This is a genomic window from Frankia sp. Mgl5, assembly GCF_023242985.1.
Taxonomy (GTDB): Bacteria; Actinomycetota; Actinomycetes; order Frankiales; family Frankiaceae; genus Parafrankia; species Parafrankia soli.
This window is the reverse complement of record NZ_JALKFY010000007.1, coordinates 109,445-120,669: the sequence shown is the minus strand read 5'-3', so window position 1 is coordinate 120,669 and position 11,225 is coordinate 109,445. Positions and strand designations below refer to the sequence as shown.

Genomic DNA, 11,225 nt, shown 5'->3' with positions numbered 1-11,225 from the left:
ACCCAGCTCACCAACGGCCACACCTACGAGTTCAAGGTCCGATCGAGCAACGCCAACGGCGAGGCCGACTACTCGGGGACGGTGCAGGCACGACCGGCCGGCACGATCCCGCCGCCGGCCACCGGGCTCACCGCGGCCCCCGGGAACGGCTCCGCCCGGGTCTGCTGGAATCCCGCGCCGAACGCCACCGGCTACGTCATGTACCACCGGGACGTCACCACCGGCGAAGGCTGGTACCGGGTCCCCTACCCCGTCACCGACACCTGCAGCACCGTCACCCAGCTCACCAACGGCCACACCTACGAGTTCAAGGTCCGATCGAGCAACGCCAACGGCGAGGCCGACTACTCGGGCACCGCCGCCGCCACGCCCGGCTGACCCGGTCCGCGGTAGCGTCGCCCGGCACCGGCGAGGGCTCACCCGGCAGCTTGAGGATGGTCACGGTGAGGTATGCGGCACTGCTTCGGGGCATCAACGTCGCGGGGAAGGCCAAGGTCCGCATGCCCGACCTTCGGAGGATCTTCGAAGACCTCGGTAACCGCGACATCCAGACCTACCTGCAGTCGGGCAACGTGGTCTTCTCCGCGCCGCCGGAGGCCGGCGACGCGCAGGAGGTCGCCGCGGGCATCCGCCGGAAGATGATCTCGGACCTCGACGTCGACGTCGCCATCCTGCTGCGCACCGGCGCCGAACTCACCGAGATCGTGGCGGCGAGCCCCTTCCTGGATCGGGAGGAGGACTACACCAAACTGCATGTCACGTTCCTCGACCAGGTTCCAGGCGAGGCGGCGGTCGACCGCTTCACCGTCCCGGCGGGCGAAAGCGGCATCCCCGCGATCATCGGCCGGAACGTCTACCTGCACTGCCCGGACGGCTACGGTCGAACCAGGCTGAGCAACGTCTACATCGAAAAGAAGCTCGGCACCGTGGGTACCACCCGGAACTGGAAGACAGTGCTCCGCCTGTGCGAACTGGCCGCTGCCTGACAGCCGTCCCGAAGGCCTGTCCGACCGGCCGGCGCTACCCGAGCTCGACGATCCGCGTGGGATTGAGCGTGATCACGACCCGGTCCTCCCTGGGCCCCTCGAAGGTCTCCAGATCACTGCCGTAGAGGCCGAGGAGGCGGCTTAGGAACTCCAGGCCGGGATCATCGGTGATCTCCGCGGTGGCGCGGATCTCCAAGGTCCGGAAGGGATTCTGTGGATCAATGACGAACAGCGTCGCCTTCGGATGCGCCACCAGGTTCCGGTACTTCTGCCTGCTCCTGGTCAGCGATGTGCGCACGACGTCGCCGTCGAGCATCGCCCAGATGGCGGTGACCTGGGGCTGCCCGTCGGCACCGACCGTGGCGAAGGTGACCGTACGGGGCTTCGCCAGTAGATCGCGGTGGCTGGGCGAGATGGTCAGCATTCGTGGGCTCCTCCACTCGCTCGCGAGACGCCTGCCAGGTCGGGCCGAGGCGCCGTCGCATCGACCATAGTCGCCGCTCTGGAGGACCCTGGAGACCGCTCAGGATTATCCCCCGCAGGACTTCTTTCCCAACTCGTTACAGCTAAGCAGGCGTATGCGGCACACTGCGTGCGTGGCCGGAGACAGAGAGGTGGGACGCCAGGTGGACGACAGCGAATGCGTGTTCTGCGCGATTGTCCACCGTGGAACCGCCGCGAGCATCATCCATGAGGACGACACCACCCTGGCCTTCATGGATCACCGGCCGGTAACACCAGGGCACCTCCTGGTCATACCGAAGGCACACGCCGTGGGGCTGGAAGATCTCGACGAGCGAGTGGGCACGCAGGTCTGGCTGGTCGCCCACCGGCTCGGCCGCGCATTGCGTCGATCAGGCCTGCGGTGCGAAGGCGTCAACCTGTTCCTCGCCGACGGCGAGGCCGCCTTCCAGGAGGTCTTCCACGTCCACCTGCACGTTTTTCCGCGGTTCACCGGCGACAGCTTCCGCCTGGACGCGGACTGGCGCCTGCGTGATCGCGGCGAACTTGACAGGTCCGCCGAGACGCTGCGCCTCGGCATGTCCCGGCTCGACTGTTGATTCGAAGACAGGGCGTTGGAATTCGAAGCCCATCATGCAATACAAGGACTGAACGGCAGAAGTTCAGGGACTGATGGTTCAGGAGGCGTCGTCGTAGCCCTCCCGGACGGCGAAGCGGGTCAGCTCGACGCGGTTGCGGAGTTGGAGCTTCCCGAGCACGTTGTGAACGTGGTTCTGGACCGTCCGGTGCGACACACCCAGCTGGCGGGCGGCATCCCGGGCGGACAGGCCCTTCGCCACCAGTCTGAGCACCTCGACCTCCCGGGCCGTCAGCCGTGGAGCCGTGGACGAGCCGGGACCCGAACGTGAGCCGGAGTTCCGCGCCGCCCGGGAGTTCTCGCCGAGGACGAGCGCCGCCAGCCCGGCGGTGAAGACCGCGACCCCCCGTGCCGTGCGACGGACCGCGTCGACAAGCTCCTCAGGACGGGCCGACTTGAGCAGGTACCCGGAAGCTCCGGCCTTGACCGCTTCCAGCACATCGGCCTGCTCCCCGGAAGCGGACACAACGAGCACTGAAGCCGGAGCACCGGTGAGTGGATATGGAGACTCGGCCGAGCCGACCAGGGCACGTATCACCTCGACGCCCGAGCCATCGGGCAGTCCCAGATCCAGGACGACGATCTCAGGCCGGGTCGCCGCGAGCACGCGCAGCGCCTGCGCGACGGAGCCCGCGGTACCGACGACCGCGAAGCCCGCTTCGGCGATGTCCCGGCTCAGCGCCTCGCGCCACAGCGGATGGTCGTCCACGACGACCACGCGGCCGCCGCGACGCGCCCCGTTGGACTCGTCAACCCCGGGGACTCCGTCGTCATCGTCACCGCGGGACACGAAGCTCGACCTCCGTCCCCTGGCCGGGACGGCCGGTGACGACGACGTCGCCACCGAGATCCCGGATCCGTCCACAAACGGAGACCGCGAGACCGAGCCGGCCCTCCGCGGCAGCCTGCTCGGCCCGTCCAGGTTCGATGCCGATCCCGTCGTCGCGGACGGTCACGGTCACCGAATCGCCGTCGTCCTCGAGCAGCAGCCACGCCGAGGCTCCGGGTCCGGCGTGCGTGGCCACGTTGTTCAACGCAGCTCGGACGGCGGCGACAACCTCGTCGGCGTGATCTGCCGGTAGCGGTACCGGCGCGCCCGGGGTGGAGACCGTCACGACCGCCGGCATGTCCTCGGCCGACGGGCCGAAGATCATCCCGGACAAGGCGGGGCCGGGCGGGATCACCCGTCCCACCGCGGTCGTCGAACGTGACATCCGTGCCAGACCCGTCAGCAGTGGCTCAAGATCCGCTTCGGGACGGGCGAGCCGCGCCGATCCACCCCCACGGCCCGCACCCCTGCGGCCTGCTGCGTCCTTGCGGCCTGGTCCCGTCTCGCGTCCGGTCGGACGTCCCAGCTCGACGGGCTGAGAGGTTCCGGGGGTACGTAGGAGATCACGCAGCGCCGATTCCTGGGCGGCGGCGAGCCTGGCGACGTCGGTCGCCGCCATACCGCGCTGCGCCTCGCGCGCGATCAACGACAGAACCTGGAGCACGCTGTCGTGGACGCCTCGGGCGAGACGCTCCCGCTCGGCGTCCCCGGCCCGCGCCGCCAGCACGTCGGCCAGCGCGGACTCGGCGCGAATGGCAGTCCGGCTCAGATAGCCGACGACGATTCCCGACACGACGAACAGGACCGCCGGCCTGACCGAGGAGTCGCTCACCGAACCGCTGGCGACGAAGGAGGCCACGGCCAGTGCCGAACCGCCGGCGGCCCCGCCCGCGGTTCCGCCGGCCAGCGCGGCGCTGAACACGCCGCTCGCCGTCCACAGCGCGGGCAGGACGTCCGTGGACCCGGTCGGGCTCACCACACCGCACGTCAGCATCACGGCAACACAGACCACGACATCGGCCACGACCAGGCCATACCGCCGCCATGGCCGCCAGCCGTCGGCCGCCGGCGCGAGCCACGACATGACAACCGACCAGACCGCCAGCACACCGAACCAGGCGAGGCCACGCCCCGGGTGCGGCGTCCGGCCCAGATCGAGCCCGACCGTCGCGACGGCGTAGGCCGCCGCCACCAGGCGGAAGACGGCGAGCGATCGCCACAGCGCGCCACGCACACCTTCCGCCGCGCGAAACCGGTCCGGTCCTCGCGACATCCGCACCCGGCAAGTGTGGCAGAAAGTCCAGGTTCGAGATGAGTACGGTTACTCAGGCCAGCCGGCTCCAACGAGTCGAGACTGGGCCCATGACCCATTCCAAGCCCCTCACCCCCAGGACCACGACCGCGTTCATGGTGCAGGCCGCGCTTTCCTTCGGCATCTCGGTGGTCGCGGTCACCTACGCGATCGCCCATCTCCCGGGGGATGCGTGGATACGCGGCTTTCTCCTGCTCGGCATGCTGTACATCATCACGTCCACGTTCACGCTCGCCAAATGCGTCCGTGACCAACAGGAGGCGTCCGCGGTCATCAGCCGGGTTGACCAGGCCCGCCTGGAGCGGTTTCTCGCCGAACACGACCCCTTCAAGCAAACGGTCGGGCACTGACGGACGGGTTGGGGCCGAACCGTTCATCAGCTTCCGCACCCCGGCGAAATGACCACGCTGGCCCGCGAAGCCGGCGTCCGCCGAACACCGGAGCGTGGCCCTGCTACTACCAGCCTCGGCGCGGTCTTGGTGGGCGTCGCGCCGGTTGCCATGGTGCTCGGGGAGGCGCGCCACAGTCGCTGCAGCGCCCGGCTGCCGGCGATCGTCACCCGGCGCGCCGGTGCGGGCGGCACCCGCGCTCCGCGACCAGCGTAGGCAGAACGCAGGAAGGGAGAACGCCGTGCAGGACCGCGACGTGCTGTTCGGATTCGGACTCGAGACCGGGGTCGGCGAGGTGGACGCCTTGCTCGCGCACGCGACGCAGGCCGACCGGGACGGGCTCGACCTGGTCACGCTTTCCGACCATCCGTACCTGGCCGACAGGCTGGACGCGTACGCCGCGCTCGGCGTCGTCCTCGGCCGGACGACGTCCATCACCGGCGCGGTGAACGTCACCAACACTCCGAGCCGCCCCGCGCCGATGCTGGCGCGCACGATCAGCGCGTTGTCCGCGCTCTCGGGCGGCCGGGTCGTCCTGGGGGTCGGAGCGGGCGGACTCTGGTCGGAGATCGCGAAACTGGGCGTCGAACCGCTGGCACCGGCGCGGGCCGTGCGTGCCATGGCGGAAACCATCACCCTGGTGCGGGCATTGACCGGCGGCGGCGATCCGGTGACCTTCGAGGGCGAATTCCACCGGGTGACCGATCTGGTTCCCTCACTCTCCCCGACACCCGCGATCTGGACGGGCTCGGTGGGTTCACAGTCATTGGCCGTCACCGGAAGGCTGGCCGACGGGTGGATTCCCGGCCATGCCGCCGACTGGCTCAGCTCACGGTTCGCCGAGTCGCGCCCGCTCATCGACGAGGCGGCCGCGGCGGCCGGCCGGAACCCGGCGGACGTCGCGACCATCTACAACGTGCAGGGCCGCATCACAGCCTCGCCGCTGCCCGCTTTCCGTGACGATTCCGGCCGCTGGTTCGGCGGATCGGTGGATCAGTGGGTGGACGAGCTGACATCGGCCGTCCTGGAGCACGGAGCCGCCGGTTTCATCTGCTTTCCGGTCGACGACGGGACCGGGACGGACGTCGCGCTGAGCAGGTGGGCACGAGAGATCGTCCCGGCGGTGCGCGAGGCGATCATCAAGCTACTGCCCCGCCCTGCCCGCGGCGCGACGCCCGCCGTCCCGTCATGAGCCCGCCGGCCACTGCGGACAGGTCTGCCTGTACGGCCGGTTGGGAAAGTACTGATCCCATTCCGCCCGGGTGAGGTTGCGTCCGGCGATTCCGCAGGCGACCGTCTGCCACCGTGCGGTGTCGACGTCCCAGATCACCGCGAACGAGTTCTGCGAGCCAGCCACCGCTCGGGTGCCCTCGGCGTCACGGGAGATGAAGTACGCGCCCGGTTCGGGTTGCGGCAGCGGCTCCCCGATCGGTGCGAAGGTGGCCGCGTCCCACAACTGCGCAGCGCTGCTACCAGCCGAATCGCCCGTTGTCATCACGACACTGCCACCCCGGAGGAACTCGATTCCGCCCCCACTCGGGATCTGCAGGGTCCGCTCCACGTGCCCGGTCCCGGTGTCGTGGAACGAGACTCGACCACCGACCCGGGCGCCGTAGCTGATCGCGAGAGTCCTGTCGTCCGGCGCGAAGGCGATTCCCGCCAGGTCCGCCACGGGCGCCGATGTCGACCACTGTTTGCGACCTGACGCCGCGTCGAACACCGTCATCGTGTGACCCGGAAAGTCATGGACCGCGATCCACTGCCCGTCATGGCTGAAAACCGGCCACTGGCTGTCCGGGGTGCCCGGATGGGGCTCGCCGTCCGGGTCCAGCTGCTCGACCGATGTCGGATGGCGGGGGTCGCTGACGTCCCAGATCCGCACCGACCCGTCGGCGCCGGTCACGATCCGGTCTCCGGCCGGGCTCCAGTCCGCGTAGCTGCGTCGTCCGCCGCGGGTCCCGTCGAGTCCGGCGAGTCGTTCGCCGGTACGCGCGTCCCACAGCGCGAGCTGGTTGTCGTCGGCACCGGCCGTGGCGAGCAGACGGCCGTCGGGGCTGAACGTCACGGGTGCCTGGACCCGACCGTCGAGCAGCCGGCCGAGTTCGCTTCCGGTGCCCGCGTCCCATCGCCGTAGCCCACTGTCGGAGATGCCGCGGGTGACGACCTCCTGGCCACCCGGGACGAACGTGCCGAACGTCAGACCCTGATGGCCTCCGAGCACCAGGCCGATCGGCGGCGTCGTGCGACCCACCTGCCAGACCGCGGCCTCGTGCGGCCCACTGGTGACGACCCGACCGTCGGGAAGAAAGGCGGTGGGGAGCGCCGGACCACCGGTGTGCAGGGCGAGGGAAGCGCCGATCTGCAGTCCCGAGGCCAGGTCGAACACCCGGACAACGTTGCCTCCGTCGCCGGCGGCCACGAGCTGCCCGTCCGGGCTGAAGAGGATTCCCGGCAACGCTCCGGTCAGTCCCGTCAGCGGCACGCCCCGCCGGTCTCCGGAGGAGACGTCCCACACCTCGACCCGACCGTCGGACGCGGTAGCCAGCGATCGGCCGTCCGGGCTGAAGGATCCGGTGAGGCCGGGAAGGTCCCGTATCACGGTGCGGGAGCCCAGGTCCCACACCCGCGTCGAGCTGTCGGGGGACGACGTCCCGGCCGCCAGGCGACGGCCGTCAGCGCTGACGACCGCCACCGGGAGCGCGCCGGCCCGCGGCGTGAACCGCAGCGGCGGCCCGAGCCGCACCGGCCGGTCCGGGATGGCCCGGTCCCAGATGGCGACCTCGCCGGTGTCGCTGACAGCGAAAAGGCGAGATGGGTCAGTGGGGTCGAACTCGCCGTACACGAAGCCGCCGGCGACCTTGACCGGTGCCCCGACCTGCCGTCCGGTGACGGCGTCCCAGACGACGACGGTCCCGTCGTTCCCCCCGGCGACGAGCAGCTTCCCGTCCGAGCTGAACATGGCGACCTGGCGTGCGGTGGGCCAGGTGAACGTGCGCAGCAGCCGGCCGGCCCGCAGATCCCACAGGTCGACCGTGCCGTCCTGGCCGGGCGAGGCCAGCAGTCGTCCGTCCGGGCTCACCGACGGGTAGAAACTCGGCGATCTGAAACGGATCAACTGAGTGAGGCCGGGCGGGGTGTGGACGAGCGCGGTCTCGAGATTTCCCTCGGTCTCGACTGTGGGCTGTTGCCGGTAGCTCTCGACGCCCAGCAGCAGTGCGAGGTCGATCTGGTCGGGGCCAAGGGTGCGGGTGACCGCCGCGAGCCGGCTCGCCCGCGCCAGCTCCGCTTCGCTGTGTGCCCGATCGGCCTGCAGCGTGGCCCTGTGCCGCTGCCCGACGGCCACCCCTGTCGCGATCAGCGCGACCACCAGGAGCACGGCCAACCCGGCGGCGAGCGTCCGCAGCCACTGCGTGGTCCGTCGAGCGACCTGTGCCGCCCGATCCCGGGCGGCACCAGCGGCCGCGAGGAACTCCTCCTCCAGGGGATTGGCGTCGCGTGGGTGGGCCGCGGCCCAGTCCTGTGCGGCGGCCAGCCGGGGACCGCCGTAAAGGTCGGCCGGGTTCCGCCCGCCGGCGTCCCACGCCACGGCTGCCCCGCTCAGTTCGCGATGCACCCGGCGGCCGTCGCGGTCTGTCTCGAGCCAACCCCGCAGCCGGGGCCACTCCCGTAGCAACGCCTCGTGCGCGACCTCGACCGTGTCGTCCGCGGCGATGACCAGCCGTCGCGCGATCAGCACCGTGAGAACGGCCTCGACCGGCGCGCTGCCTACCAGCTCGGAGCGTGGCGCGCGACGCCGCAGATCGTCGCCGTCCTCGCCCAGCGTCGCGAGGCGCAGAAACAGCTGCCGCACGATCGCCTGACCAGCGGCGTCGAGGCTCTCGTACATACCGTCGGCAAGCCTGGTCAGCGTTCCGGCCACACCGCCGGCCTCACGGTAGGTGGCTACGCGCAACGTCCGGCCGTCGCGCCCTTCCCAAGTCGCCAGCAGCGCCGTCGACAACAGCGGCAACACGCCGGGCTCCTGACGGGCGTCGGCCAGTACCGCCGCCGTGAGCCCCTCCTCGAGTTCCAGCCCGGCGACCAGCGCGGGTTCCTCGATCGCGCGCCGCAACTCGTCGACGGCCATCGGACCGACGAGCACGCTGTTGTCAGCGACCAGGCGGGCGAGCGTCGGGTGGGCGGCGAACCGGCCGTAGTAGTCGGCCCGCACGGTGAGAACGACGCGCAGCCGGCCGTCGCCCCGTTCCAGCGTGTCGACCAGCTGGTCGATCAAACGGGTCTGGCTGTCCTGCGACCGTGTGGTGAACACTTCCTCGAACTGATCCAGAATGAGCAGCTCGTTGCCACCGGCGCCGGCGCCGGCGCCATCGAGGTCGATGTCGACGTCCAGCGAGGTCGCCTCGACGGTGCCGGCCCGCAGCAGCCGGATCCGCCATCGGTCGCTTCCCGGCAGTACGCCGGAGCGGATCGCCGGCACCAGTCCCGCGCGCACGACCGACGATTTCCCGCTTCCCGACGCACCCACCACCGCCAGCAGCGGTGCCGCGACGCAGCGGGTCACGAGCTGCGCGATCAGCCGCTCCCGGCCGAAGAAATAGGCAGCGTCCTGCTCGTCAAAACGCGCCAGCCCCTTGTACGGGCAGACGACCGTCCCCGGCGCGCCGACCGGAGCGGCGGAGTCGGCCGCATCACCCGAGCCGGCGCCGCCAGCTGAGCTGCCCGACGCGCTCGGGCCACCCGAGGCTCCTGCGCCGCCGACGGATCCGGCTGGACCGGCGACGCCACGACGACGCCTGACCCGCTGCAGGTCGAGCACGTCAGACACCATCGCGCGTTCCGACTCGGCCAGGTCGTATCGATCGGTCGCGACCCGCGTCGCCCGCTGACCGACCCGTTCGCCGGCTCGGACGGCCGCCCAGTCGGCCGCATCCTCGTGCACCCGGGCCGGGACGCCGCCGGAGGATTCGATCACAGCCGCGGTCGCGGCCGGCACCTCGCCTGCACCGACGTAGCCAGCCACTATCTCGGTGACCTGAGCCGGCCCGAGCGGGCCGAGTTGCAGGACCGACTGCGCGCCGACGTCGAACCCGCCGGGCCGTACCTCCGGCGGGCCGTCGCCGGGTCGGGCGGTGACGACAACGAGCACCGGCAGGCGCGCGATCGCGGAGGCCTGCACCGCAGCCCAGCCCGGGCTGGTGTCCGGCTGGTCGACGTCGACGTCGACGACCATGAGCACGGGGCGCTCCTGCGCGATCCCCGTCAGAGTCCCGGTGTCGATCGGTCCGAGGACGACCGCGGCACCCCGGCCCGCGACCCGGCGGGCGAACTCGGCGACGAGGCGGCGGACACCCATTCCTGGCTCGCCGCGGACGACGACCACCTCACCGCGGTCGTCGAGGACGCAGTCCCAGACGCGCTCGAGCCAGCGCATCTCCACGTCCCGACCGATCAATGCACGGCGATCGACATCCAGCGCCGCCGGAAGGCGCTGCGGTTGCACGATGTCCGGGAGCAGGCTGGGCTGCTCCTCGAGAATGGCCGCGTTCAACGCTCGAAGCTGCCGGCCCGGCTCCACGCCGATCTCCGCCACCAGCCGGGCCCGCGCCGACCGGTAGGCCTCCAGCGCGTCGGCCTGGCGGCCCGATTCGTACAGCGCGATCATCAGCTGGCTACGGAATCGCTCCCGCAACGGATGGGCGGCAACCAACCGCTGCAACTCACCGAATACTGCCGCCGACCGGCCGAGCGCGAACTCGGCGTCGATCTGATCCGCTACCGCGGCCAGCCGCAGTTCGACAAGCCGGTCCCTTTCGGCCGCCGCGAACTCGAGGTCGAGCAGATCCTCGTACGCGTCCCCCCGCCACAATCCCAGCGCCCGCCGGAACCGAGCGCGGGCAAGTTCAGGAGCACCGGCCGCAAAAGCCCGCCGCGCCTGTTCCGCGAGTTGTTCAAACAATGCCGCGTCAAGGGCAGTCGAGTCGGCCCGCAGGCTGTACCCGGTAGGCACCGTCACCAGCACTGTCCAACCCGCTGGCGGGCGTTCCGGCTCCAGGAGACGACGCAACCGGGAAATATGGCTCTGCAGCGTCTTTTCGGCCGTCGGCGGCGGCACCGCCCCCCAAATTCCGTCCACCAGCCGCGAGACCGAAACAGCCCGATTACGTTCCGCCAGCAACAGGCCCAGCAGCGCACGTTCTCGCGACCCCCGCAGCGCCAGTGGGCGACCGTCGCTACGCACCTCCAATGGCCCGAGCACGCCGAACCACAGACCGGGGAAAGCGACACTGCCGGCGTCTGGGGCGGGTTGGCGCGGCACGACCGTCAACCCGCCCGACCAATCCGACCCATCTGAAGCATCCGACCCGCCTGAAGCATCCGACGGATCCCGAACGCCAGAACCGTCCAGCGCGCCCGGCTCCGTAGCCCGCCCGGTCCGCCCGGTCCGCCCTGCCGGCGCGTCGGCATCCTCCCGGGCCATCCGCAGCTGTCTCCTCCCCGCCGACGCGCTCCTTCACCCCGCGACAGGCGACGCGGTCAGCCGCGCTCCGTGGCGTGCATCGACATCCTCTCAGCCACACCCGGTCGTCCGCCGACCAACCACCCGAGAACC

General features: G+C 70.8%; 9 protein-coding genes. 5 read left to right on the top strand and 4 right to left on the bottom strand.

Going from position 1 to position 11,225, the window contains the following annotated elements; genetic code table 11:
• Both MXD62_RS05620 and MXD62_RS05615 read left to right on the top strand, forming a co-directional pair.
• A partial coding sequence (locus tag MXD62_RS05620; protein WP_248828361.1) for a fibronectin type III domain-containing protein occupies positions 1-378 on the top strand: 378 nt, incomplete at its 5' end.
• A 65-nt stretch (positions 379-443) separates the two neighbouring features.
• Complete coding sequence (locus MXD62_RS05615) at positions 444-986, top strand: DUF1697 domain-containing protein (protein ID WP_248828360.1); 543 nt, start codon at positions 444-446, stop codon at positions 984-986.
• Between the two features lie 34 nt (positions 987-1,020).
• On the opposite strand, the gene MXD62_RS05610 is transcribed toward MXD62_RS05615, so the two are convergent.
• The gene (locus MXD62_RS05610) at positions 1,021-1,410 is read right to left on the bottom strand and encodes a PPOX class F420-dependent oxidoreductase (RefSeq protein ID WP_248828359.1); all 390 of its coding nucleotides are present in this window, start codon (positions 1,408-1,410) and stop codon (positions 1,021-1,023) included.
• Between the two features lie 202 nt (positions 1,411-1,612).
• Between MXD62_RS05610 and MXD62_RS05605 the strand changes: the two genes are divergently transcribed.
• Positions 1,613-2,047, top strand: a complete 435-nt coding sequence (locus tag MXD62_RS05605) for an HIT family protein (protein ID WP_248828358.1) — start codon at positions 1,613-1,615, stop codon at positions 2,045-2,047.
• 78 nt (positions 2,048-2,125) lie between these two features.
• On the opposite strand, the gene MXD62_RS05600 is transcribed toward MXD62_RS05605, so the two are convergent.
• Together MXD62_RS05600 and macS are read right to left on the bottom strand one after the other, a co-directional pair.
• Complete coding sequence (locus MXD62_RS05600; RefSeq protein ID WP_248828357.1) at positions 2,126-2,875, bottom strand: response regulator transcription factor; 750 nt, start codon at positions 2,873-2,875, stop codon at positions 2,126-2,128.
• A complete protein-coding gene (gene macS / locus MXD62_RS05595) occupies positions 2,862-4,148 on the bottom strand; it encodes a MacS family sensor histidine kinase (protein WP_248828356.1) in 1,287 nt (428 codons plus the stop codon). Before macS ends, MXD62_RS05600 begins: the two co-directional genes overlap by 14 nt.
• A 128-nt stretch (positions 4,149-4,276) precedes the next feature.
• On the opposite strand from macS, the gene MXD62_RS05590 reads away from it, so the two are divergent.
• On the top strand, positions 4,277-4,576 hold the full coding sequence (locus MXD62_RS05590; protein WP_248828355.1) for a YiaA/YiaB family inner membrane protein: 300 nt from the start codon (positions 4,277-4,279) through the stop codon (positions 4,574-4,576).
• A gap of 280 nt (positions 4,577-4,856) precedes the next feature.
• Positions 4,857-5,807 (top strand): LLM class flavin-dependent oxidoreductase, encoded by a 951-nt coding sequence (locus MXD62_RS05585; protein WP_248828354.1) that lies wholly within the window; start codon positions 4,857-4,859, stop codon positions 5,805-5,807.
• On the opposite strand, the gene MXD62_RS05580 is transcribed toward MXD62_RS05585, so the two are convergent.
• Positions 5,802-10,931, bottom strand: a complete 5,130-nt coding sequence (locus MXD62_RS05580; RefSeq protein ID WP_248828388.1) for a BTAD domain-containing putative transcriptional regulator — start codon at positions 10,929-10,931, stop codon at positions 5,802-5,804. The genes MXD62_RS05585 and MXD62_RS05580 overlap by 6 nt on opposite strands.
• Between the last annotated feature and the right edge of the window lie 294 nt (positions 10,932-11,225).

What these genes read in the sequence shown, in the direction of transcription:
- MXD62_RS05610 (WP_248828359.1), bottom strand. Translation starts at nt 1,410, where the DNA reads ATGCTGACCATCTCGCCCAGCCACCGCGATCTACTGGCGAAGCCCCGT.
- MXD62_RS05590 (WP_248828355.1), top strand. Translation starts at nt 4,277, where the DNA reads ATGACCCATTCCAAGCCCCTCACCCCCAGGACCACGACCGCGTTCATG.